General features: G+C 57.7%; 16 protein-coding genes. 10 read left to right on the top strand and 6 right to left on the bottom strand.

Annotation, left to right across the window (positions count from 1 at the left end):
- Positions 1 to 73 precede the first annotated feature (73 nt).
- On the bottom strand, positions 74 to 1,135 hold the full coding sequence (locus CU100_RS19645) for a polysaccharide pyruvyl transferase family protein (RefSeq protein ID WP_106718284.1): 1,062 nt from the start codon (positions 1,133 to 1,135) through the stop codon (positions 74 to 76).
- A gap of 196 nt (positions 1,136 to 1,331) precedes the next feature.
- Between CU100_RS19645 and bcsN the strand changes: the two genes are divergently transcribed.
- From bcsN to CU100_RS19620, 5 genes are all read left to right on the top strand, one after another.
- Entirely contained in the window at positions 1,332 to 2,339 is a 1,008-nt protein-coding gene (gene bcsN / locus CU100_RS19640) for a cellulose biosynthesis protein BcsN (RefSeq protein ID WP_106718283.1), read from the top strand.
- Between the two features lie 112 nt (positions 2,340 to 2,451).
- The gene (gene bcsA, locus CU100_RS19635; RefSeq protein ID WP_106718282.1) at positions 2,452 to 4,629 is read left to right on the top strand and encodes a UDP-forming cellulose synthase catalytic subunit; all 2,178 of its coding nucleotides are present in this window, start codon (positions 2,452 to 2,454) and stop codon (positions 4,627 to 4,629) included.
- Entirely contained in the window at positions 4,614 to 6,953 is a 2,340-nt protein-coding gene (locus CU100_RS19630; protein WP_106718281.1) for a cellulose biosynthesis cyclic di-GMP-binding regulatory protein BcsB, read from the top strand. Before bcsA ends, CU100_RS19630 begins: the two co-directional genes overlap by 16 nt.
- Complete coding sequence (locus tag CU100_RS19625) at positions 6,950 to 7,996, top strand: glycosyl hydrolase family 8 (protein ID WP_106718280.1); 1,047 nt, start codon at positions 6,950 to 6,952, stop codon at positions 7,994 to 7,996. The genes CU100_RS19630 and CU100_RS19625 overlap by 4 nt, the downstream gene beginning before the upstream one ends.
- Positions 7,993 to 10,293, top strand: a complete 2,301-nt coding sequence (locus CU100_RS19620; RefSeq protein WP_106718279.1) for a tetratricopeptide repeat protein — start codon at positions 7,993 to 7,995, stop codon at positions 10,291 to 10,293. Before CU100_RS19625 ends, CU100_RS19620 begins: the two co-directional genes overlap by 4 nt.
- A gap of 153 nt (positions 10,294 to 10,446) precedes the next feature.
- Here the strand turns inward: CU100_RS19620 and CU100_RS19615 are convergent, their stop codons facing one another.
- From CU100_RS19615 to CU100_RS19600, 4 genes are all read right to left on the bottom strand, one after another.
- The gene (locus CU100_RS19615) at positions 10,447 to 11,274 is read right to left on the bottom strand and encodes a nickel-binding protein (RefSeq protein WP_106718278.1); all 828 of its coding nucleotides are present in this window, start codon (positions 11,272 to 11,274) and stop codon (positions 10,447 to 10,449) included.
- Between the two features lie 234 nt (positions 11,275 to 11,508).
- The gene (locus CU100_RS19610) at positions 11,509 to 12,261 is read right to left on the bottom strand and encodes an ABC transporter ATP-binding protein (RefSeq protein WP_106718277.1); all 753 of its coding nucleotides are present in this window, start codon (positions 12,259 to 12,261) and stop codon (positions 11,509 to 11,511) included.
- On the bottom strand, positions 12,255 to 13,319 hold the full coding sequence (locus CU100_RS19605; protein WP_106718276.1) for a FecCD family ABC transporter permease: 1,065 nt from the start codon (positions 13,317 to 13,319) through the stop codon (positions 12,255 to 12,257). Before CU100_RS19605 ends, CU100_RS19610 begins: the two co-directional genes overlap by 7 nt.
- A gap of 3 nt (positions 13,320 to 13,322) precedes the next feature.
- Positions 13,323 to 14,453 carry an ABC transporter substrate-binding protein gene (locus CU100_RS19600; RefSeq protein WP_106718275.1) on the bottom strand — a complete coding sequence of 377 codons (1,131 nt, stop codon included), beginning with the start codon at positions 14,451 to 14,453 and terminating at the stop codon, positions 13,323 to 13,325.
- A 103-nt stretch (positions 14,454 to 14,556) separates the two neighbouring features.
- Here CU100_RS19600 and CU100_RS19595 point away from each other — a divergent pair, with 103 nt between their 5' ends.
- The 4 genes from CU100_RS19595 (at position 14,557) to CU100_RS19580 (ending at position 20,232) form a co-directional block, all read left to right on the top strand.
- Positions 14,557 to 15,369, top strand: a complete 813-nt coding sequence (locus tag CU100_RS19595; RefSeq protein ID WP_106718658.1) for a class I SAM-dependent methyltransferase — start codon at positions 14,557 to 14,559, stop codon at positions 15,367 to 15,369.
- Positions 15,370 to 15,659: 290 nt separating this feature from the next.
- Positions 15,660 to 17,486 carry an SARP family transcriptional regulator gene (locus tag CU100_RS19590; RefSeq protein ID WP_245419135.1) on the top strand — a complete coding sequence of 609 codons (1,827 nt, stop codon included), beginning with the start codon at positions 15,660 to 15,662 and terminating at the stop codon, positions 17,484 to 17,486.
- 48 nt (positions 17,487 to 17,534) lie between these two features.
- On the top strand, positions 17,535 to 18,488 hold the full coding sequence (locus CU100_RS19585; protein WP_146141881.1) for a phosphatase PAP2 family protein: 954 nt from the start codon (positions 17,535 to 17,537) through the stop codon (positions 18,486 to 18,488).
- 49 nt (positions 18,489 to 18,537) lie between these two features.
- Positions 18,538 to 20,232: a S8 family serine peptidase gene (locus CU100_RS19580; RefSeq protein ID WP_106718274.1), complete on the top strand. Its 1,695-nt coding sequence runs from the start codon at positions 18,538 to 18,540 to the stop codon at positions 20,230 to 20,232.
- A gap of 85 nt (positions 20,233 to 20,317) precedes the next feature.
- Here the strand turns inward: CU100_RS19580 and CU100_RS19575 are convergent, their stop codons facing one another.
- A complete protein-coding gene (locus tag CU100_RS19575) occupies positions 20,318 to 21,643 on the bottom strand; it encodes a dicarboxylate/amino acid:cation symporter (RefSeq protein WP_106718273.1) in 1,326 nt (441 codons plus the stop codon).
- 266 nt (positions 21,644 to 21,909) lie between these two features.
- Between CU100_RS19575 and CU100_RS19570 the strand changes: the two genes are divergently transcribed.
- The gene (locus CU100_RS19570; RefSeq protein ID WP_245419170.1) at positions 21,910 to 23,748 is read left to right on the top strand and encodes a sensor histidine kinase; all 1,839 of its coding nucleotides are present in this window, start codon (positions 21,910 to 21,912) and stop codon (positions 23,746 to 23,748) included.

The raw sequence follows: 23,748 nt of genomic DNA, 5'->3' as shown, positions 1-23,748 counted from the left end.
GCCGATGCAGAGACCAGAGCGCATGATATCCTTGGGCGCTACGCTTGCGGGCTTGCGATCATGCGGAACGACGCTATTGCAGGACATGGCTGAGAAAGGCGTTCGATGTGCGGCGCAAGGAAGTGATGCGTTCAGAAATGGCTGGCGAAAGCGGGTTGTCGAGAATGAAGTTAAGCGTCGACGGGTCCGTTTCTTCGGTCAGGATGTGGCGGTCGGCGCCAACCGTCATAGCCAGATCGCGTATCTTGTTGGTGCGATAGTCGGAAAGAACACAAGCAAACGGCTTCTCGTTGACAAGCGAGAATACGCATCCATGAAAAAAGTTCGTCACCACCGCCTCGGCACCAGCCACGAACCCGGCGAAGTCCTCCGGCCCCGCGTCGATCCATTGCTCATCCGTCCAATCATTCCGGTAACCGATGCTGACGAGGCGATAATCTCGATCTGCCGCCCATCCCCGGATGGTCTTCTGAAACCAGATTGGAAAGCTGTGTCCGTAAACGGCGACGTAGGGCTCGCGGTTCCGGTGGTCTGTACTCGCGGTTATCGCCTCTGGAAATTGCAGGCACGGGTCAAGGACGAGCTCTGGCTCCAGTCCCAGCCTGTCGCGAATTATCCTTTCGGAGTGGAGATCGCGCACTGAAAGATGTGAGAATCTGCGCAACTTCTCCGCCCAACCGTCCAATCGCTCCGAGGCGCCGAGGCTTCCAAAGGTGGCGCCGTACGATGCGATGCGTCCGCAACGAAGACCTTCGCCATAGAATAATGGATAGCCCCCATACCAGGGATGCCGGAGATTCCACACCTCGTCGCTGCCGACGAGGACGAGCGGATAATCGTCCATCGTGGCGGGGTCCTCCAGCGAAAAAGGCGACGAGAGAGGCAAGGCGGCGAACGATCGGAAGAATTTGCGGATCTTTGCCTTGTAGAGGGGGTAATCGTCTTTCGGTGTTACGGCAGGAAGAAGCGGTTGCATGGCGCATCGCCATTCCGCGCGGTTCACGCGACTGGACGTGTGTTCGAGAAGAATGGCCTCGACGCCCATGGAGCCGACACCTTCAGCCAGGCAACGAGCCTGCCAGTAGGATCCATAATTGATGCAGCGATGAAACGTAAGAATTGCGACCTTCTGCATTTCTGCCCTGACAGATGAGATGTTTTTGCATAACAAATCAGCTTCGCATACGTTCCAAACGGGGCCGGGGCACAGGGCGGGTCTTCTATAATGTGGACGCCATATAACCCTGCCCTTCGAAGTTGAGCGGCCCGTTAAGCAATATTCAGACTTTTCCCAAGGTATTTAGAACACAACCTTTGAACGAATCAGTTCAATGACCTACGCTTTTTTGATGTACATGAAGGTAGTACCTCTGAGCCTGATTTCCTTGCTGGCGGGTTGCGCTTCCGGTGGGCCACCGGAAATATTGGTTTCAACTCGCACAGTGGATGCCAGTCAGGCCTTTGCGCTTCCTCCGCCCGGCGGACCTTCAATCGTCAGCGTCATCGAGCGGCCCTATAACAATGCGGTTCAACAAGAAATCCTGCTTGCTACATCCGCACGCACACCCGGTCAGAACGTGTTGCGCGTTCAGTTTTTCGGGCCTGTAAAGGCTAATCTGGCCGGGGGCGAGAAATTGCGTGACTCGCAACTGGGGACCACCGACATTTGGCGAGAACTTCGCGGCACGTTGCCCGGGGTCGCGATGCAGCGCTCGCCCAACTATGTGCAAAATCGATACGGACCGTTCGGCTATGCGACGGGCCGTTCGCGTTCCGGCGATACCTGTATCTACGCCTGGCAGCGCATCCGACCCGGGGAAAGCAAAAGCCGGTGGCTCACCGGCCGTGGTTCAATCCAGGTCCGACTGCGCCTGTGCGATTCAGGCCTGACGGAGCACCAACTACTGGCATTCATGTACGCCTACAGCGTCAATGCAGCTTTCAACGATTACAGCTGGAACCCTTATGGGGACGCACCCGGTCCGGCCGAGAATCTCGGCAAATCGGGCGAGAATGTCTATCCATCAGGTCCTGGTGTGCCGCCAACTGCAGCTCTTATGCCGTCGCCTGAACCGGAGCGACAGGCTCCCCCGCGGCAGGTTCGACGCACCTCCGTCACCCAAGCTGCTCCTCCCAGTCCGGCCGCTCTTGCGAAACCTGTCCGGCGGCAGCCTACCGGGCCATTGGTTCCACCTCCGCCGGGCATGCGAGGAACGTCGACAACGAGGCAGACACCTGATTCCGTTCTCACGGTGCCGGCGGGAAACGCCACTGCGCCGAGTGCTGCGGGTATCCCTATCGTTCCACCCCCTTCGGCAACCGGGCAGCAACAACCTTGAGCGATGAACTTGTGAAGAAGGAAGCCTCGAAATCTATGTAACGTCAACGACAGACACGCGGGAACAGGTATGGACGGCCACATTGCCACCCACTTAGACGAAGCTGTGAATCATGCGTAGAGTCGGCATCATCTTCATTTGGATGTTCATGTCCATATGCGTGCTCCTGCTCGTCACCTTGCCGGTAAACCTGCAGACCCAGCTCATCGCCGGTGCCACAGTGCTGTTCATCATGATGGTGCTCAAGACGCTGAATGCCGGGGGCATCTGGCGATTGATCGCGCTGGCCTTCGGTACGGCGATCGTTATGCGCTACGTTTACTGGCGTACGACCAGTACCCTGCCCCCGATCAACCAGTTGGAAAACTTCATCCCCGGCTTCCTCCTGTATCTGGCGGAAATGTACAGTGTGATGATGCTGGCGCTGAGCCTTTTTGTGGTCGCTATGCCGCTGCCGCACCGGCCTGAGCGGCCGACGCCCAAGGGCAAACTTCCGAGCGTGGATATATTCATACCGACATATAACGAGGACATCGAACTCCTTGCCAATACTATGGCTGCGGCGAAGGCAATGGACTATCCCTCCGACAGAATGACCGTGTGGATACTTGACGATGGTGGAACAGTACAAAAACGCAATGCCGAGAAAATCGTCGAGGCTCATACGGCCGAAAAGCGGTTCAGCGATCTGACTGCACTTTGCGAGGCGCTTGACGTCCGATACCTTACCCGCGAAAAGAATGCTCACGCCAAGGCCGGCAATCTCAACAACGGCCTTGAACATTCGAGCGGTGAACTGATCGCGGTTTTCGATGCGGACCACGCACCCGCACGCGATTTTCTGCTGGAAACCGTTGGCTACTTCGATGAGGACGAGAAGTTGTTTCTCGTCCAGACGCCGCACTTCTTTCTTAATCCCGATCCCCTTGAGCGAAATTTACGCACATTCGAACAGATGCCGTCCGAAAACGAAATGTTCTATGGCATCATTCAGCGGGGGCTCGATAAGTGGAATGCCGCGTTCTTCTGTGGATCAGCCGCTGTGCTGCGCCGCGAAGCTTTGAATGTCACAGGCGGATTCAGCGGCATTAGCATCACCGAAGATTGCGAGACGGCGATCGCCCTACATTCGCGCGGATGGAACAGTGTCTATCTCGACAAGCCGCTCATTGCAGGACTGCAGCCTGCAACCTTTGCAAGCTTTATCGGCCAGAGAAGTCGCTGGGCACAAGGCATGATGCAGATCCTGCGTTTCCGTTTTCCGCTATTCAATGGCGGGCTCTCCCTGCCGCAACGCCTTTGCTATCTCTCGTCCACGCTCTTCTGGCTGTTCCCGTTTCCCCGCGCCATATTCCTCGTCGCGCCCCTGTTCTATCTCTTCTTCGGTCTTGAAATTTTCACCGCATCCGGCGGCGAGTTCCTTGCCTACACGCTCATCTACATGATCGTGAACCTGATGATGCAAAACTATCTCTACGGCGCATTCCGCTGGCCGTGGATTTCGGAACTGTATGAATACGTGCAAACAATCCATCTTTTGCCGGCCGTTATTTCGGTAATGCTCAACCCGCGCAAGCCCACTTTCAAGGTGACTGCCAAGGATGAACGGATTGATCGGAGTCGCCTGTCGGAACTTGCCGCGCCCTTCTTCGTCATATTCTTCGTGCTTCTCGTTGGCGTCGGAGTGACGGTCTACCGTATCTATTCGGAGCCGTATAAGGCGGACGTGACTTTGGTTGTTGGCGCCTGGAACCTGCTCAACCTGATTTTTGCCGGCTGCGCCCTCGGCGTCGTCTCCGAACGTGGCGATAAACGGCCATCCCGCCGCGTCAAAGTATCGAGACGCTGCGAATTCAGGATTGGTGAAAAGTGGGTTCCGGGTACGATAGATGACGTTTCGGTCAACGGTATACGCATACAATTGCTGGGAAATCTGACCGACGAGCTGTCCGTCGAGATGGCATCGGACGTCCGCTTCAAAACGGCGGCGACCGGCGAAATGGGGGATCTTCCAATTCAAGTGCGCAACGTGCGCAAACAGGCGGGGGAAACGGCCGTCGGCTGTTTGTTCAAGCCGGATGACCCTTCGGACCACAGGCTGATTGCAGACCTTATCTTTGCAAACTCGTCACAATGGACGAAATTCCAGCTCGACAGGCGCGGCAATCCCGGGCTGATCAGGGGAACCATCTGGTTCTTCGGCGTCGCCATGTTCCAGACCTACCGGGGTTTTGCCTATCTGGTTCGGCAGATCACCGGCAGGAACAAGGCGGAATGGGAACGCACGTGATGAAACGGCTGCTCGCCACCTGCTTCATGACAATGCTTGCAACAATGCCGTTGCACGCGCAGGTCTCGCCGTTTGACATGTCTCCTGAACGGCCCGCGAAGGAACCAGCCCCGCAGCAGGAACAGCCGGCAGCGCCCCTGTCGCCGCCCAAAATCGCTCCCGCCCCGCCAGTTACGGGAAAGCGTTTCGTCATCCCTCAAGACAGCTTGTCCTTTAGCGGGGAGACCGGTGAGAAAACCTGGGCGGTCTTCATAACGGAGGAACAAGCCGCATCCTCAGCAACATTGTCACTGACTTACCAGAACAGCCTCATCGTTGCGCCGGAATGGTCGACCCTGACCTTGGCGATCAACAACGCGCGTATCATCAACGAGCCTGTGCAATCTTCCGAAAATGCAAAGACCCTGACCGTCGACATACCAGGCGGGGTTTTGAAAGCTGGTCTCAACGTATTCAAGATGAGCACAAGCCTGCGTCACCGGACGGATTGCGATGTGCAGTCGACCTACGAATTATGGACTGAGGTCGATCCATCCAGAACTTTCTTGACCTTTGCCGGAGATGCTGCCCAAAAGTTCAGGAAAATCGACGACATAAGGGCAATAGGCGTTGATGCGCAGGGCCGCACAACCTTCAATCTGGTCGTTCCCGCCATCGATCGCATAGCCGCGACAGCGCCAATGCTGCATCTCGCCGAGGCACTGGCAGTACTTGCCAATATGCCCAATCAGGCCGTCACGATTTCTCCTGCGCTGCCGAAAGAACAATTGCCGGGCGCACTCACAATCCTGCTAGGTACCGACGAAGACTTTCAGGGCTTGCCCACAGCGCTGCTTGCAAGCACCCCGGGAGCGCCGGCTGCCGCTTTCGTTGACGACCCCGCGACGGGCGGTTCGGTTCTGCGCGTGCGCGGACCTGATTGGCAAACCGTAACGACTGCCGTTGCCAGCATCGTTGACCCTTTGAAGCGCGAAATCGGAGTGCCGCGTTCGTTCCTGTCAACGCAGACATGGCGCTCACCAAATGTTCCCTTGTTCACGGCTGCGTCGCGGGCCAGGTTCAGTGAGCTCGGTGTGGCCACCCGCAATTTCAACGGACGGCGTTTGCGCACGGAGTTTGCTATCGGCGTTCCATCGGACTTCTACGCCAATGAATATGGCACGGCGACGGTTTTGATCGACGCAGCTTACTCCGAGGACGTTCTCCCGGGCAGCCAGCTGAACATATACGTCAATGACAATATTGCGGCGACGCTTCCCATCACCACCAAGGGCGGTGCAATCCTCAGGCATTTTCCCATCAGCTTCACGATGCGGCATTTTCGCCCCGGCGCCAACCTGATCACGATGGAAGCTGTACTCAACACGCGTTCCGATACTGTTTGTGCGCCAGGAACCGGCTCAACGTCCCCGACGCGGTTCGCCTTGTTCGACACTTCGGAGTTTATCATGCCGAGGTTCGCCAGGATTGGCATCATGCCCAACCTCGCCGGCCTTAGCGGCACAAGCTTTCCCTATGGCCGTTCCGATAAACCGCTGCCCCTTATCATCAACAATGGCGGCGAAAAGAGTTACTCCGCCGCCGCTACCCTGCTTGCGCGCATGTCGGTCGCAGCAGGAAGGCCGCTCGAGATTGATCCGCGCGCTACGGCGAACTCTACCGTCAATAAAAATGCGCTGATTGTTGGCGCAATTCCGCAGATCGAGTCGACGGTGCTGACCCAGACTGGCATCGCCGAGTCCATCCGCGCGGTCTGGAGCGACGTCAGGGACGTCGAACCGGCCGCCGATGCTGGACCCGGACAGGACGAATTCGACCTGTGGCGAGAGCGGCTCGCCGGGCGCGGCTGGCGTGGCCAGCTCGCCTTCTTCGACGAATGGCTGAACCGTACCTTCAATATCTCTTTGACCTCATTCTCCTTTTATCCCGGCGCTGATGAGCCCTATGCGCCGGAACCTGCCGCATCGCTGCTGATGGCCCAGAGGGCCAATCCTGCGGGTGATGGTGTTTGGACTCTGGTGACAGCGCCGACGGACGACAGCCTGATCGAGAGCGTCACGGCGATGACACAGCAGGACCGCTGGTCCAAGCTAGACGGTCATATCTCCATTTACAAAAGCGGCACCGATGAAATACAGGAGGTGCCGGTGGGTGAGTTTACCTTCGTGCCCACACAGCCCATATCCTTCGCCAACATGCGCCTGATCGTTGCAAACTGGCTGTCCGGCAATATCCTTTCGTTTTCGCTGCTGCTCATCATCGTTTCGACCTTGCTCGGGATCGCTACCTCGCGGCTCCTTTCCAATTTGGGGAGGCGAGTATGAAGCGGTACGGTCTTGCCCTCACGATGCTGGCTATATTATGCAGCACTACCATGGCGCAGAACCTCAAGGCGGGTCAGGTACGACCGGATGACTGGCAGGCCTACAAGTCGCGCTTTATCGACGAACGCGGGCGCGTCATCGACGATGCCAACGGTAATATCAGTCACAGTGAAGGCCAGGGCTACGGCTTGCTGCTTTCATATCTTGCAAACAACAAGGCGGATTTCGATCTCATCTGGTCTTTCACGCGAACCGAGTTTCTTCTGCGCGATGATGGTCTTGCCGTGTGGAAATGGGACCCGAATAGCAAGCCGCACGTAACAGACAGCAATAACGCCTCCGATGGCGACATTCTGATAGCATATGCGCTTGCGCTGGCTGGTTCCGGATGGAACCGCAATGATCTGGCGGCAACGGCAAGGACCATGGTCGGGGCAATCGGCAAAGCCAATGTCATCGAGCAACAGGGAAGGCTTCTCCTGCTGCCAGCCGTGACTGGCTTTTCCGAGCGCGACCGGGAGGATGGTCCGCTGGTCAACCTGTCCTACTGGATTTTCGAGGCTTTTCCAAAATTCGCCAGCGTCGACAACACAACCGACTGGACCAGGCTGAGCAAGGATGGCTTGTCGTTGATTGAAGCGGCACGCGGCGGGCAGCGGTCCTTGCCCGCGGACTGGTTATCCGCGAAGACAACGCTCAGACCGGCGAAGGGCTTCAAACCCGAGTTCGGCTACAATGCCTTGCGCATCCCGCTTTACATGATGCGCGCCGGTATAGCCGATGCTGGCCAACTCCGACCGCTTCGCCAGGGAATGTCGCCCGATGGTACCGGTGTCGCAATCGTCGATATTCCAAGCGGAAGCGTTACTGAAACTCTGCACGATCCTGGTTATTTGATCATTCCCGCCTTGATCGATTGCGTGCTCGACAAGAAGAAGCTTCCTGCAAGTGTCACGTCCTTCAGACCTACACTCTACTATCCATCGACACTCCACCTGTTGTCGCTTTCCTTTATCTACAGCCAACATTCGGAATGCCTATGAAGAAGTCACTCCTCATAGTTCCTGTCATCGCCGTTTTCGCCGGGGTCGTTGCGGTTCAGTCGGATTATGTTCCCGCCTTCGCCACCGTTATCAATTCCGGCAGTTTGGCGATGCCCGGGAGCAGCGAACCGGAGGCAGACACCGGCATTGATGATCAGTATGACGTAGCTCAGTCCGGCAGGGCGCCGAAAACGAGGACGACGACGCCGGCTTCGCCAGCGCCAGATGCGGCAGTTGCGCCCAAAGTGGATGAAACTGCGCTTCGCTATTTTGCCCGTCAAGGTGATAAACGCAGGCTCGAGGCCGAAATCGCGCGTTTGCGCGCGCTTTATCCCGGTTGGACCCCGCCGGCGGATCCCAGTGCCGTTGCTCCTGAAACTGACACAGCGCTTGACGCAATGTGGAAACTCTATGCGGCTGGAAAGCTGCCGGAATTGCGCAAGGCTATTCAGCTACGCCTGACTTCCGAGCCGCAATGGAAGCCGCCAGCTGACCTCATGGACCGCGTCGAACTGGCAGAGTCGCGGGAACAACTGATCAACGCATCTGATCTCAAGCAATACGAAACCGTCATCCGCATAGGATCCTCTCATAGCAGCCTGCTGACCTGTAGCGATGTCGATCTGCTTTGGCGGGTTGCCGAAGCGTTTGCCAGAACCAATCGAACCTCCCGTGCGAAAGATGCCTATGGCTATATCCTCGACAATTGTCCCAAGCCGGAAGAACGGCTTGCGACTGTGCAGAAAGCTTTGCCGCTTCTGACGCGCCCCGATCTGGAGGCTCTGCTTGCAAAAGAGAAAACCACGCAAGACGGGGCCAGGGAATTCGATACCATTCGCAATGACCTTGCACGCAAGGCAGTTGCTGATGCGGGTACAGACCCAAAACTGATTGTACCTCCAACTGACCTGGAGCGCGTCGAGAAATTGGCGAACGATATTGTCGAGCCGTCCGACCCGCTGATTCTTGGCTGGTACTATCTGCGCCATGATGATCACGCAAATGCGGAAAAGTGGTTCAAACTTTCGCATGAGCGCGAAAACGCCCCATCCTCGTCACAGGGTATGGCGCTTGCGATGATCGCACAGTCGCGGCCAGCAGAGGCCGAGCAGACGATCTACGAATGGCGGGATAGTTCAGATGGCGCCAAAGCCGTCTATATGGCTGCAGTTGCCAACCTTTTGGCGCAGGATCCTCCTGTTGATATTGCGCCGGCGGTACTCCAGCGCATGGTTCCCGAGGTCGTAGAGGCCAAGGATGCCAACGCCGCGCAGCAATTTGGCTGGTACGCCTTCCTGCTCAACCAGTTCGAAACAGCGGCGGGCTGGTTCTCCACAGCCCTGCAATGGAAGCCCGACGACGAACCATCCTCATATGGCCTCGTTCTCGCCCGTGAGCAGCTTGGGGATATGGCAGGCGTTGCCGAGATCCAGCGGCTCTGGTCGGGCAAATCTGAACGCATCGGCAGGCTCGGGGAACTTCGTCAGGCGCGCGAGCGCGGATTGGTTCCGTCACCGGAGCGCTTTGGCACGCGTGACCCTGATGCGCTTCTCCCTGCGACGCAGCCGACGGATGGGCCCGCGGCCGCGGCTACGCCGCCCCAAACCGATCCTGCCGTCGCAGCCAATTCGCTTGCCGATCGGGTCGCAGCAACCATTGCGCGCACAAGCGTCACCCGGCCAGAGGAGTTGCAGTCGCAGACGGCACCATTGCAGACGGCGCCTGCGCCAAGCCGAGTTCGCCCATCCCGACAAATGAAGGCCAGTGGACAACGCCTGCCTGCGGGCTGCACGACCACGCTCGACCCGCAAACGATTTCGCCGGAGAGTGCGTTGAATCGTGGCTGGTGCCTGATGGACATCAACCGTCCGCTCGAAGCGGCAGCCGCTTTCGAGCGCGGCTTGCTTAGCCGTTCGGATGCAGCAAGAAGCGATGCCGCCTACGGCCAAAGTCTCGCTTATTTGCGGGTCGGTCTCGCCGACAAGGCAGCCGTCGCCGCGTCCAAGGCACGCCAGCAGCAGTCCCGGCAAATTGAGCTTGACATCGCGTTGCTCTCCTCCCGCGCCACGGATGCTTTCACGGCCGGACGATACAACGAGGCTTTGCTGGCGCTGGACCAGCGGGCGCGAATAGCGCCGGAGCGGAATGATCTCATGGTTTTGCGCGGTTATGCCTACATGAACCTGAACCGCCTCGCCGACGCACAAAGGGTTTTCGAAGCCGTGGCGGCTACGGGAAGCAAGGATGGATTGCGCGGTATGGCAACGGTCAGGGCGATACGAAACAAAGAGTACTGAAGAAGCTCCGGGCATCAGCAAAACGCTTAGAGGGACCAACTTCAGATTGTATGGATTCGTCCCTACACTGAAGATGGCCGCAAGACTCGTTATTGATTTGCAACTTCAGCGCCTGCCAGGCTTTTTGTGAATTACCTTCGGAGCGTACCGGCGTCAGCCGTTTCTGTCGTCGTCCCAGTGGCAGACGAATGCAGCGACAGGGGCGGTGAAGCCCTTCAGGTTCCGCTGTGCTGACGCCTCGAAGATGCCAGGATCCCGGCATTCGCGGCATATATTTTCGGAAACGAGTATTTGGTCGGCAGGGGCTGCGGAACACAAGCGTGCAGCAAGTTGAACCGTAGAGCCGAAAAGATCGTTGCTGTCCTCGACCGGTTCACCGCAATCAAGGCCGATGCGAACGTGAATTGGCTCGACATTGCCGTTGTTAAATCGCCGAAACTCCTGCTGGATCAAAGCTGCGCAAGCGACTGCCTCAGGCGTAGAAGAAAAGGAGGCCATGATCCCGTCGCCGGTGTGTTTTATTTCCCGCCCGCCTGAATGTTTCAGGCACCTGCGCACGATGGCATCGTGTGCCCGCACCAGCTCGGTCGCCCTGCGATCGCCAAGTCGCTCGGTCATCGCTGTTGATCCCACGATGTCGGTGAACATGATCGCTCTGTGTCCTGAATCCACCCCTTCGGATAGGCGGCCCGGTGGCGGTTCCGGATCCTGAATTCTACCGAGGAATGCCTCCACTGCAGAAAGGGCGACCTCCACGATTTCTCCGGGAACATGCCCATGCGCCTCCCGGTGCACGCACTGCACAGTGCTCTCGTCCGGCGCATCGATCAGGCAGAACGTAGTGCCTCGCTGCTCATCAAACCAATATGTCAGGAACTTTACGCCATAGTGGTCCTGTATTTCCAGATCCTTGCGATGCGCTTCTGCGATCTCCGCCGCAGTAGCTCCCTTCAGATCATGCCGGTCCATGAAAATGGCCATTGTCGCTTCCCACTGAATTCAGCGTAACCATATTGGTGCCGGTACGGCCAACCGCTCGACCGCTTGGCCATCAAGCTCTTCCCGCTATTGTACTACACAACCTGCCATCAACAAGCGCGGACCCGGATTCGCCCGGAACCGGCACGCTCAAGAATGGCAGGACGCTACACCTGGGAGATGTGCCGGCGTATCTGAATGTTATCGTAATTGATGGAAAATCGCGCCTCGCCGCAACTACAGCGCGCCGTCGACGATGACCATCGGGCGCCCGCGGGAGCACGCTTCGATGCGCGCATCGATGCGGTATATGTCGCGCAACATCGCCGAGGTGATGACCTCGTTCGTCGGACCGCTCGATGCCATTTCACCATTGGCGATGACCATTGTGTTCGCACAGTAGCGCAGTGCGTGATTGAGGTCATGCAACGCGATCATGACGATCATGCCCGTGCGGGCAGCAAGCTCGCCGACGAACTCGAGTACATCGATCTGGCGATGTAGATCGAGCGCCGAGGTCGGCTCGTCCATCAGCAGCACCTCGGGTTTACGCACAAGCGCCTGGCCCAACGAGACGAGTTGCCTCTGGCCCCCGGAGAGTGCGTCAAGCCCCCGAAAAGCAAGATTTTCGATGCGCAGCGCCTTCAGGATTGCATCGATTTCGAAAAGCTCTTCGTCCTTCACCCGCCAGCCGCCGCCCTGCTTGGCGGCAAGAAGCAGGGACTCGTAGACGGTCAATACCGCGTTGGCGCCAGTATCTTGCGGCATATAGCCGATAGACCGCGAGCCGCGCGTCGCGTCGGAAAGTTGGACGACGCCGGGGCCGGAGATAAGGCCCGCGATGCGTTTGAACAGCGTCGATTTTCCCGCGGCATTCGGGCCGATGACAGCGGTGGTCGTGCCGGGCGTCAAGAGCTCGATTGCCACCTTGGAAAGGACGGTAGTGCGGCCATAGGCAGCGCCGAGGTCCTTCAGAACCAGGCTTACCATGCGCGCCTCCGGTTGGAGAAAATGAGAACGAAGAAGAAGGGAACGCCGACGAGCGCCGTGATGACGCCGATCGGTAAGATCGCGCCGGGGATCAGCACCTTGCTCACCACCGACGTGGCCGACAGCAGCAAGGCGCCGCAGATCACCGCCCCTGGCAGGAAGAAGCGCTGGTCTTCACCGACGACCATGCGGGCGATGTGCGGGCCAACGAGACCGACGAATCCGATCGTGCCGACAAAGGAAACGGGAATGGCGGCGAGCAGGCTGACGATCAGCATGGTCTGGAGGCGCAGGCGCCGCACGTTGACGCCCATGCTCGCTGCTTTGTCATCACCCAACCTCAGCGCGGTCAGCGCCCAGGCATTGCGCATGAAGAGCGGCAGGATCAGGACGAGGATCGCGCCAGTGACGAAGACCTTGCCCCAGGTCGCCTTGGTGAGGCTGCCCATTGTCCAGAAGACGACGGCTGCGAGCGCCTGCTCGGAAGCAAGGTATTCGAGAAGCGACAGGGCAGCATTGAAGGTGAAGACGAGCGCGATCCCCAGAAGCACGATCGTTTCTACCGTCACGCCACGCAGCGTCGAGGCGAAATGGATGAACATTGCCGCCATCATCGCCATTAGAAAGGCATTGATCGGCACCATATACTGGACCGCGCCAGGAAAGAGGGCGACGCCGCCCACCAGCCCCAGCGCCGCGCCGAAGCTCGCCGCGGCGGAGATACCGAGAGTGAAGGGACTTGCGAGCGGATTGGAGAGGATTGTCTGCATCTGGGCGCCTGCAACGGAGAGCGATGCGCCCACTGTGACAGCCATGAGTGCAATCGGCATGCGAATATCCCAGATGACCACGCGCAACTGGTCACCAGCACTCTCGGGTGAAAACAGGGCGGACAGCACCTGTGACAGACTGTAGTTTGCCGGCCCCAACGCCATGTCGATGGCTATGCTTGCGGCAAGTGCGACAGCCAGGGCGACGAGAATGAGGATGCGCCGAAAGGCAAGGGCGCGATACTGATCGCGCCCCGTTTCCTGCGTCTCGATGGTGTGAACGGTCATCGCCTACTGGTCTTTCAGGGAGACGAAATAGCCCGGCTTGTAGTCCAGCGGCAGGAAGCGTGCATGCAGTTCCTTGAAGGTGGCTTCCGGATCGAGATCCTCGAAAAGATCGGGGTGCAGCCACTTGGCGATCTGCTGGATGGCAACGAACTGATAGGGATTGTTGTAGAACTGATGCCAGATTGCATGGACATTGCCGTCGCTAACCGCCTTGATGCCGGTGAAGGCCGGCCGCTTCGTCAGGTTTTCCAGCTTGCGATGTGCTTCGGTAATATCCGCACCATAGCCGACGCCCACCCAGTCGCCGCCTGGCATGTAGCCTTCCCACATGCCGCCGGTAATGATGACCTGATCCGGATTGGAGGCAATGACCTGCTCGGGGTTGACCGTTCCGAAGGTGCCGGGAATGATGTTTTTTGCCATGTTGGTACCGCCCGCAAGCTCGACCATCTTGCCAAAATTCTCGTTGCCAAAGGACATGCAGCAATCGTCGGAATAGCCCCCTGCCCGTTCAACGAAGACGACCGGCCTCTTTGGATTGCTCTTTTCGAGAACGTCGGTCACCTGTTTGATCGCATCGGCACGGAACGAGATGAAGTCTTCAGCTACCTGTTCCTTGCCCATGAGCTTGCCCATGATGCGCATGCTCGGCTCGGTGTTTTCCATCGGCTTTTCGCGGAAGTCGACATAGACGAGTGGAATACCGACCTTGGCCAGCTTCTCGATATAGCCTGCCTCTTCCGTTGCGGTCTTGGCGTCTATGTTCATCAGGATAACGTCGGGCTTGAGCGCCACCGCCTGCTCTATATTGAAAGTGCCGTCCTTCATGCCGCCGAACGTCGGCAGCTTGGCGACCTCTGGATATTTGGCGAGATAGGCAGCGTAGGACTCCGGATCCGCCTTTGGCAGGTCGTCGCGCCAGCCAACCACATGTTCGAACGGGTTTTCCTTGTCGAGCGCAGCGAGGAAATAGATCTGCCGCCCCTCGCCCAGGATGACGTGCTTTACCGGCACGTTGACTTCAACGTCGCGCCCGGTCACGTCCCTCAATATGACGGCCTCCGCAAAGGCGGGAAGAACCGTGGACATAAGAAGGCCGAGGGCGAGCATTGCCGATTTGCCAGAAAAGCGCATGAATCTATCTCCCGTGGAAACTGCGGGCACTTATTATTTGATGACTTTCCTAGTCAAGGTTTATCTTTTAGAAGCATTCGAAGTTGAATATGAGGAGCCTCGCATGCAAAGCGATCGAACGATCGAAGCCAACTTTTCTCTGCGCGAGGAGATCAAGGCCTACTGGTCTGCCAGGGCCGCGACGTTCGACCTTTCGCCGGGCCATGAAATCTTCTCTGAGGATGAACGGTCGGCCTGGCACGAACTGATCGGGAAAAAGCTCGGGCGCGGCGAAGGCCGCCGGGCGCTTGACCTTGCAAGCGGAACCGGCGTGATTTCTCACCTTATGGACGACCTCGGCTATAGCGTGACCGGCATCGACTGGTCGGAGTCCATGCTGACGCTGGCGCGTGCCAAGGCGGCATCGCGGGGGCGCTCCATCCGGTTTCATCTCGGCGATGCCGAAAACACGATGGAAGCGGATGACAGCTATGATGTCATTGTCACGCGTCATCTCGTCTGGACGTTGGTGGATCCGAGCGCGTGCTTTCGAGAATGGCTGCGCGTCCTGAAGCCGGGCGGAAAACTGCTGATTATCGACGGCGATTTCGTCAATACCAGCGTCGCCGAGAAGTTGGTAATCAGGCTTGCTGCCCTTCTGGAAAAAACCGGGCTCGTGAAGACACAAGCGCCGCATGCGCCCGCCGCCGCATCCGACACGCACAGGAGCATCCTGTCGCGCGTCCACTTTTCGGGCGGAGCCCGGGTCGACGCCGTGTGTCGTCTGCTCGATGAGGCAGGCTTCTCGCCAGTTACATCTGACACTGACCTGCGGCAAATCCACAAGGCGCAAGCGTCACATCTAGGCTACTTCAAAGCCGTCGCACGCGGTCTTCAGCACAGGTATGCCATCGTGGCCGAAAAGCAGCCTCGCTAGGACAACGGGGGCGCAGGCGTCGGTCGCACTTATAATTTTCGTCAATTCACGTTGGTCTCACGCTGCAATGACAGATGAACGGTATTCCTAGCACTTCGGGCGGAAGAACTGTCATCAACGGAGACAAACCAGTGCACGATCTTTCTGCAATAAGCGTTCCCGCTTACCTGCGCGGGCTTCCAGCACCAGCAGACGTATTGCTAAAGTCGTGTTTTGTGCCACACTTGGGGGAAGAGCATTATGGCAGGGAAGATGAAGTAACCCACGACGCTACTCGGGGACAAGCCCTGATGAACCTCAGTCATCAGAACGAAGCGGCTTATTGCATGTATCTTATCGGACCCTTCGCGATCACAGATCCGGAGGGGAAACCTCTCACGCCCAAATCGCAAAAGTCTCAGGCCGTGCTCGCCATGCTGGCTCTTTCGCTCAGGGGATCACGCTCAAGAGTTTGGCTGCGTGACAAGCTTTGGAGCGACAGGCCGGAAGACCAGGCATCCGCCAGTCTTCGCCAGGCATTGCTCGATATTCGCAAATGTCTGGGCGATGCACGCGATATCCTCGTAGCGGACAAGAACACCGTTTCGCTCCGCATGGACCGCATAAGACTGGATATCGACGATATCCTGACTGGCAGTCATACAGGAAAAGACGAACTGGCCGCCGAACATTTTCTCGAGGGCCTGGATGTCAGAGATCCGGAATTCGAAGAATGGCTGACGCTTGAGCGGCAGGTCTGGCAGCGCCGTCAGGATGAGGGATTGCTCCAGCACAAATTCGAGCCGAAGCTCGAGTTGGTTCGGGAGGATCGGCCAAAGACCGCTCTGGTCCCATTGACGGCAATCAATCCCGGGAGAGATGATCGAACAATCCAATCGCCGAGTGATGCCGCTGTTCAGAGTTCGCTTGCCGGTGTCGGCTCGAGACAATGGGTTGTCGCGATTTTACCCTCGCGCATTGGCGGACAAAGCGAACATGGACAGGTTCTCGCATCGGAAGTAACGGGCCTGATCGCCAAGTCGCTCGTTGAGGGGACAGATATTCGCGTTACTGATTTCTCCTTTGGCGGAGGCGGCTGGCCGGGCTCGCCGAACATTGATCCAGCAGGCAATGAAATCTCGCTTGCAACCCCCCTCGGCATACAGCTGGAACTGACGCTCGCCAGTCAAACCGCACATATAATCGTGAGCATCGTGCGTTTGAGCGATCACAGCCTCCTCTGGAAAGACAGTTGCATCGCCGATCGCTTGTCCCTTGAAAGAGGCGAAACCAGTCAGTTGCACGGTCTGATCAATCACCTGATCGATGAGGTCCAAGGTTGCTTTCTTATTCGCGCCGAGGGAGGAAACCTCGCGCGCGAAACCACGATGATCGAAGCGGTCAACTCGATTTTTCGATTGTCTCGAGATGATCTCGACAGGGCGGAGCGCATCCTTCTCAACATTGCTGCTGACCGGCCCTCCGCTTCTGTCTACGCGTGGCTCGCCTTTATCAGGACCTTCCGGGTCGGGCAGCGTTTTAGTGCCCATGACTCGACGATAGTCGAAGAGGCTCAACTCTATGCCCGCAAGGCGCTCGAGTTGGGTGGCAACAATTCCATAGCGCTGGCCCTCGTCGGACACGTCCATTCATTCCTTTTTTGCGAATACGACTATGCCGCCGGACTGTTCGAGCGGGCGATAAAGCTCAATCCCGCCCAGCCCCTCGGCTGGGATCTCTACGCCATGTTACATTGCTATGCCGGACAGCCCGAAAAGGCGATGGCCATGGCCAATTGGGTTCAGAACCTCGGTTTCTACAGCGCGCACAAATATTATTTCGATACGACCAAGTGCATCAGTGCGGCTCTCGCAGGCGATCACGCCGCCGCCATTTCTGCGGGAGAAGAGGCGCTAAAGATGCGGCCGGATTTCAATTCTCTCTTGCGATATTTGGCGGCAAGTCATGCACAGCGCGGAGAGATGGATACGGCAAGAAGATACGTTGAACGGCTTGAGACTGTCGAACCGAATTTCTCGATCGAGTCTCTTCAGGAGAATCGCTATCCGCTGTTGAACACTGGGGGAGGCAAGATGCTCATCGCCGGCCTTAGAAAAGCCGGCGTCAAGCTCCGGTAACCCTTCCCTTCATCGATTTCTGTTCGAGCTCATGAAGGATACCAGACGATGGACCATGCGCCGCAATCGCCACTGACTCAGTTCCTCAACAGTTTTCGCTTTCAGGTTGATGCTGACCACGTGTCGCCCTGCCCTCAACCACCATTCGTGGCGACTGACCGGCGACCGGCAATGCCTTCGGCAGATCAACCCGGTATCGACAGTCCGGCCTTGCCGATGGCGGGGGCAGCCGTGGCGAGCGGCGGCGTCGCCAACAAAGCCGTATTGAACAAGTCCTCGCTGAACAAGAATAAGAATAAGAATAAGAATAAAGCCGCATTCGGCGGAATCAGTACCGGCGATGGGCAATTGATACCCGCGTTCCAGTTGCGCAGGCTACATCAGCAACCTTCCAGGAATGCCTTCACGGCCGCGGCGCGGTTCACATGGGAACTGCTCGACATCACCCCTCCGCCAGGTCCGGATTTCACTCGCCTTGAAACCAAAGTGCTCCTGTCGATGCAGAAGCGCGACCGCGAACGGGTTAGAAGGTTGCCCGATATTCAACAGGAAACGGCGCTGACTGTCGCCGAGTTTACGCGACCTCTCTACATCGAGAACATAGCGGGATATGAACAGACCGACGGCCTTTTTCAGGGCATTCTGACGGCGTGCGAATATGTTGGGCTGATTTACAAGAGTAAGTTCAACCGGCTGCGACCCAACCAGTTCGAACCGCGCCTCCGGCCGCTTTTGCCAGTTCCAGCGCACGAAGCTTTCCCAAGCAATCATGCATTCCAATGCTTTTCCATTGTATTTGCGTTCAACACGATCCTTCCAGAGCATCCTGCGACCGAAGAATTGGCGCGAGTTGCCCAAAATGTTGCAGAGAACCGTGAATGGGCAGGTCTTCACTATCCGAGCGATACAAAGGCGGGACGTGATCTTGCCCGCCGTTTTGCTCCTTATCTGAGAGACGCGTTCGCTGCGACGTATAATGCAGTACACAAGGAATGGGTGTGACGAAGATACATTCATCTTCAGTGGTTCCTCTAAGTGAACGAGGTTTGTAATGTCCCGCCAGTCAGACAACATGAGGCCACCCGCCAGTTACTATTTTCTCTGGCACCTGGCTGCTCTAAAGGTAGTTTCCGTGGACTTCGGGCCCCCTGGTGAGCCGCCGACCTCCAACGAAGAAAGTGCGGTGCGGACTGCTTCTTCTCCCCATATCAACGGTTCGGTCTGGGATAGTATCGCCAATCTGGGTCAGACTTCGCCGGCCAGGGTCGCACTGATTGACGTGGGAATATCTCCCGATCATCCAAATCTCACGACGAGGATCGACCATGATGCCTCGATCGACCTTGCAACGCACAAGTATGGTGCGCGCGCCCTCGAAATACTCGACGACACAAATACCTCCTACAAGGAGGAGAAAAAGGCATTCTTCGCCGGGCTGGACATTTCAGGACTTGGAAACCTCGGGCTGTCGGAGGACGACAAGGAGTACCTGGACGATATTGTAACCGAGTATGCAGCCTCCTATGGCACTTTGCGGCGCATTCTCGATTCGAACACGATGTTCGCATCTCACGGTACCGCCTGCGCCGGCTTGATTGTGGGTGAGCCGGCCGCGCTGTTATCTGAAGGTGGCGAAAGTTTATCGCCTCCAGAAACCTTTCTCACCAGTTCAAAGCCAGGTGAGACACGTCCCAACAAGAATCCCAACCTCTTGCCTTATTTTGGCGCCGATCCTTTTTCCCGTCTCGTGAACATTACGACATCATTTGAAGAAGATGCGAGACAGTTCGTTGCGGCTTTCCTTTATGCCTATTCGCAGAACGTCGATGTCATCGTCATACCCCGGGGCATACCCGATCCGAAGCGAAGCGTCGTCGAACCCAAGAACGAATTGAAGGCTGATCTCGAGCGCTGGGCAAATCGGGATGCTGCGGATCTGTTTGCGCGCATATCGGTGGCCGAACAAGGCACGGCGGAACTCGAACCCAAGGCCATCCAGCCAGGTTCGAACCCGGACAGATTGTGGAATATCCTCAGAAGTCTGATCATTGGAGTCAGTCGCAAGATCCCGGTAATCTGCGCCGCCGGCAATAGTGGTGAAAGCCAGCTTATCTATCCAGCGAACCTGGCAGCTCACGACAATGGCATTGTCGCGGTCGGCGCCGTAACAGTCGAGGGTTTTCGGGCAGGCTACAGCAATTACGGCGAAGGCCTCACCTTGGTTGCCCCTTCTGACGATAGTGAGGTTTTAAATCGTCATCAATTGCGTGTCGATCGCCGGTCTCCCTTCACGGCCAAACATCAGTATAGTGCAGGTACCGGAAAGGAATATTGCTATTCCTACTTCAGTCTCCTCAGTACTGACCTTCCAGGCGTCTTCGGTTATGATGAAGGCAAAGCACCATGGTCCTCACTGCTTCCGTCTGCAAACAATCCGGGCGTGGGTGGGGGCTACTATACGAGCTTTGGCGGTACATCCGGCGCGGCAGCTCTGGTCGGCGGCGTTGCCGCTCTCGTGCAAAGAGCCCATCGCGCCGTTCACGGATCAGGAAAGTTGAGCGGCGTCGCTCTGAAGAGCATCCTGGAGGAGGCGTCCAATCGTAACATCAATGTCGAACCAGGTGTACGACCTCTCACCCCCGACTGCATGAACGCGGATAATGAAGACGTCATCGATCCAAGGTACTTCTTTGGAGCGGGGCTGCTTGACGCGGCGGCGGCGGTGAACGCAGTGCTGAACAGCTGATGCGCATCTGTTCGCGCCGAGAGAAATAACCGGATTGAAGGCGGGCCCTGGTGGCCCGCCTTCTGCTTCAACCAGCCGGATGCATTCAGCTTGCGAGCACCAGTGCATCCTCGTCGGCGAAATCGCCGTTGAGTGCTTGCGCAAGCCTGTTGGTGTCAAGCTCGCCCTCCCAGCGGGCGACGACGATAGTCGCGACTGCATTGCCCACGAGGTTGGTGAGAGCACGGCATTCGGACATGAAACGGTCTATGCCGAGGATCAGCGCCATCCCTGCTACGGGAACCGCCGGAACGACGGAGAGCGTCGCGGCAAGCGTGATGAAGCCAGCGCCGGTGATGCCTGCAGCACCCTTGGAACTCAACATCGCAACGAGCAGGAGCAGTACCTGATCCGTGATCGTCAGGTGGGTGTTTGTCGCCTGCGCAATGAACAGGGCGGCCAAGGTCATGTAGATATTTGTACCATCGAGATTAAACGAATAACCGGTCGGAATGACGAGACCGACAACTGACTTCTTGCAGCCTGCCTTCTCCATCTTTGCCATCAGCGTCGGCAGTGCGGCTTCCGACGAGCTCGTTCCAAGAACAAGCAGCAGTTCTTCCTTGATATAACGGATCAGTGCAAAGATGGAAAACCCATTATACCAGGCGACGGCGCCAAGCACCACGATCACAAAAAGCAAGGAAGTGAGATAGAAGGTTCCAATCAGGAAGATCAGGTTGGCCACCGAGCCAATACCATATTTCCCGATGGTGAAGGCCATCGCACCAAAGGCGCCAATGGGTGCAGCCTTCATCAGGATCGCAACGAGCTTGAAGATCGGCGCCGAAAGCACCTGCAGGAAATTGGTCACCGGTTCCGCCTTCTCGCCAACCATGGCAAGCGAAAGGCCAAAAAGTACCGAGAAGAACAGGACCTGCAGAATATCACCCGAGGCGAAGGCGCCGACGATTGTCGTCGGGATTATGTTCGTAAGGAATCCTGTAATGCTTTGTTCATGCGCCTGTTGCGTATAGGTTGCCACGGCAGCGGGATCGAGTGATGCTGCATCGATATTCATGCCGGCGCCTGGCTGCACGATATTGGCAACGATCAGGCCCACAATCAGCGCGAGCGTCGAGAAGGTCAGGAAATACAGCATCGCCTTACCGGCAACGCGGCCGACCTTCTTCAGGTCGCTCATGCCGGCAATCCCTGTTGTGACGGTTAGGAAAATCACCGGGGCGATGATCATTTTCACCAGCTTGATGAAGGCGTCCCCGAGCGGCTTCATGCTGGTGCCGATATCAGGATAGTAGTGCCCGAGCAGGATACCGATCGTGATGGCAACGATGACCTGGAAATAAAGGTGGGCGTAAATAGGTGTTTTGCCACGCGGCTGCGGGACTGTGTTGATCGTCACAGGACTCATAACTTCCTCCAAAGGTGCGAGCCGCGTCTGGCGCAATAGCTTGCCAGCCTCCTGGGCTCTCGTTACAGGGGCGGGCAAACCAGCCCCTCTCGACAAGTCATTGCAAGCACCGTGCCAAGTTGGCGCCATCACCTAATCAGTTGAAGTCTTTGTAAAACTTGGTAATCCCGCTCGCGCCGCTACCTCTGCGTGTGCGGATGGCCGCACATTTTCCTTGAGGTATGTGCGAATTTCGGCACAATGCTGTCATGGAAAGTAGGTTGGCAATGCGCCCGGAGAGCGGTCCCTGGGCGGTATCGAACGGCCGGGTTGCACAGCTGGTCTACGCCGCTGTCGCCGTCGCGGTTGTCGCAGGTGCGTTTTTCATTGCCAATGAATATGGTCGCAACCGCGCCTACGAAACACTCGAGGTACGCGCGCGAAGCGCGGCCGAACTCAATGCGGTACTGCTGCGAACGGTCCTTGAAAAGCAACGATCCCTGCCTTTCGTCCTTGCGCAGGACCGCGATGTGATCGGGGCATTGACGACGCGAAGCGACAGTCTGTTGCAACTGGTCGACCGCAAGCTTGAAAGTCTGGTCGGGGAAACCCGCTCTTCGGTCATTTACCTTTTGAACGCGGATGGCCTGACCCTTGCATCTAGCAACTGGCGCGAACCGACAAGCTTCGTCGGCACCAATTACAGCTTTCGGCCCTACTATACCCGCGCTGTCGCCGCCGGAAGCGCCGAGCACTACGCACTTGGGACTGTCAGCAAACGTCCAGGGCTTTACATATCGAAACGTGTCGACGGGCCGTCGGGGGTGCTCGGCGTAATCGTCGTCAAGCTCGAGTTTGACGACCTTGAAACCGATTGGAGGCGTAACACCGATCCCTCGCTCGTGATCGACCAGCGCGGCATCGTGCTGATCGCGAGCGTCCCTGAGTGGCGTTTCATGACAGAGGGTCCGATCCTTGATAGCCAGATGGGCCCGATCCGTGAGAGCCTGCAATTTGGCGATGCACCACTTGCACCGCTCGACATCAAGCCAGCCTTGCCGCAGGGCCAGCCTGACATCGTCCAGGCCCGGCTGCCGGGTACGGCGAAGGCTGAAGAGTTCGTCCGCGTACAGACGCCGGTTCCCACCACGAGCTGGAAGCTGCAATTGCTCGCGCCTGCGGCCCCTGCGGTTGCGGAGGCAGTCCGAACTGCCCAATTGCTGGCATTGATCGTTCTTGCGCCGCTGCTCGCCTTGACGGCCTTTTTCCTGCGCCGGCGCGGATTGGCGCTTCGGCGCGCCCGCGCGCAGGAGGCGGCACGGCTTGAGCTTGAGCGGCGTGTTGCCGAACGCACGGAAGATCTCAGTACCGCCCATGCCGAACTCGTGATGCAGGTCGAGGAACGCCAGAAAATGGAGACGAAGCTTCAGACGGTCCAACAGGACCTGGTACAGGCAAACCGTCTAGCCATTCTCGGACAGGTCACGGCTGGTGTCGCCCACGAGATCAACCAGCCTGTCGCCGCCATCCGCGCCTATGCAGACAATGCCGAGACCTTTCTTGGCCGCAATCAGATCGATTCCGCCAAGGGCAATCTGAAAGCCATCGCCGGGCTGACCGAGCGCATCGGCGGGATCACCGAAGAGCTGCGGACTTTCGCCCGCAAGGGCACGGGCGACACGGGTCCGATCAGTGTCAGCGATGTCATCGAAGGTGCTCTCCTGCTGCTGGGCAGCCGGTTCCGTCAGCGGGCCGGACAGATCATCACGCAGGCGCCACCGCCTGATATCAAGGTTCACGGCAACCGCATCCGGTTGGAACAGGTGCTCATCAATCTCATGCAAAACGCGCTGGAGGCAACGGAAGGCGGCCCCGCGAGCAGGATCAGCGTACGGACCGCTGTTACCGACGGCGATGTCCATCTGATCGTCTCCGACAACGGGCCGGGTATTCCCGAGGCGGTCATGCGCGCTCTGTTCACTCCGTTCAACACGTCGAAGGAGCGCGGTCTTGGGCTTGGCCTTGTTATCTGCCACGACATCGTCGCTGACTACGGGGGACGGATCGAGGTCAGGAGCACCAGTGCCGGAACCGAGTTCACGGTTCATCTTCCGAGGGCCAGCTGA

Origin of the sequence: Phyllobacterium endophyticum, from assembly GCF_003010935.1 — a bacterium.
Classification (GTDB): domain Bacteria; phylum Pseudomonadota; class Alphaproteobacteria; order Rhizobiales; family Rhizobiaceae; genus Phyllobacterium; species Phyllobacterium endophyticum.
Note: the sequence above shows the minus strand (reverse complement) of the source record. Positions and strands in the feature narration are given on the sequence as shown.

What these genes read in the sequence shown, in the direction of transcription:
- CU100_RS19645 (WP_106718284.1), bottom strand. Translation starts at nt 1,135, where the DNA reads ATGCAGAAGGTCGCAATTCTTACGTTTCATCGCTGCATCAATTATGGA.
- bcsN (WP_106718283.1), top strand. Translation starts at nt 1,332, where the DNA reads ATGACCTACGCTTTTTTGATGTACATGAAGGTAGTACCTCTGAGCCTG.
- bcsA (WP_106718282.1), top strand. Translation starts at nt 2,452, where the DNA reads ATGCGTAGAGTCGGCATCATCTTCATTTGGATGTTCATGTCCATATGC.
- CU100_RS19630 (WP_106718281.1), top strand. Translation starts at nt 4,614, where the DNA reads ATGGGAACGCACGTGATGAAACGGCTGCTCGCCACCTGCTTCATGACA.
- CU100_RS19625 (WP_106718280.1), top strand. Translation starts at nt 6,950, where the DNA reads ATGAAGCGGTACGGTCTTGCCCTCACGATGCTGGCTATATTATGCAGC.
- CU100_RS19620 (WP_106718279.1), top strand. Translation starts at nt 7,993, where the DNA reads ATGAAGAAGTCACTCCTCATAGTTCCTGTCATCGCCGTTTTCGCCGGG.
- CU100_RS19615 (WP_106718278.1), bottom strand. Translation starts at nt 11,274, where the DNA reads ATGGCCATTTTCATGGACCGGCATGATCTGAAGGGAGCTACTGCGGCG.
- CU100_RS19610 (WP_106718277.1), bottom strand. Translation starts at nt 12,261, where the DNA reads ATGGTAAGCCTGGTTCTGAAGGACCTCGGCGCTGCCTATGGCCGCACT.
- CU100_RS19605 (WP_106718276.1), bottom strand. Translation starts at nt 13,319, where the DNA reads ATGACCGTTCACACCATCGAGACGCAGGAAACGGGGCGCGATCAGTAT.
- CU100_RS19600 (WP_106718275.1), bottom strand. Translation starts at nt 14,453, where the DNA reads ATGCGCTTTTCTGGCAAATCGGCAATGCTCGCCCTCGGCCTTCTTATG.
- CU100_RS19595 (WP_106718658.1), top strand. Translation starts at nt 14,557, where the DNA reads ATGCAAAGCGATCGAACGATCGAAGCCAACTTTTCTCTGCGCGAGGAG.
- CU100_RS19590 (WP_245419135.1), top strand. Translation starts at nt 15,660, where the DNA reads ATGAACCTCAGTCATCAGAACGAAGCGGCTTATTGCATGTATCTTATC.
- CU100_RS19585 (WP_146141881.1), top strand. Translation starts at nt 17,535, where the DNA reads ATGGACCATGCGCCGCAATCGCCACTGACTCAGTTCCTCAACAGTTTT.
- CU100_RS19580 (WP_106718274.1), top strand. Translation starts at nt 18,538, where the DNA reads ATGTCCCGCCAGTCAGACAACATGAGGCCACCCGCCAGTTACTATTTT.
- CU100_RS19575 (WP_106718273.1), bottom strand. Translation starts at nt 21,643, where the DNA reads ATGAGTCCTGTGACGATCAACACAGTCCCGCAGCCGCGTGGCAAAACA.
- CU100_RS19570 (WP_245419170.1), top strand. Translation starts at nt 21,910, where the DNA reads ATGCGCCCGGAGAGCGGTCCCTGGGCGGTATCGAACGGCCGGGTTGCA.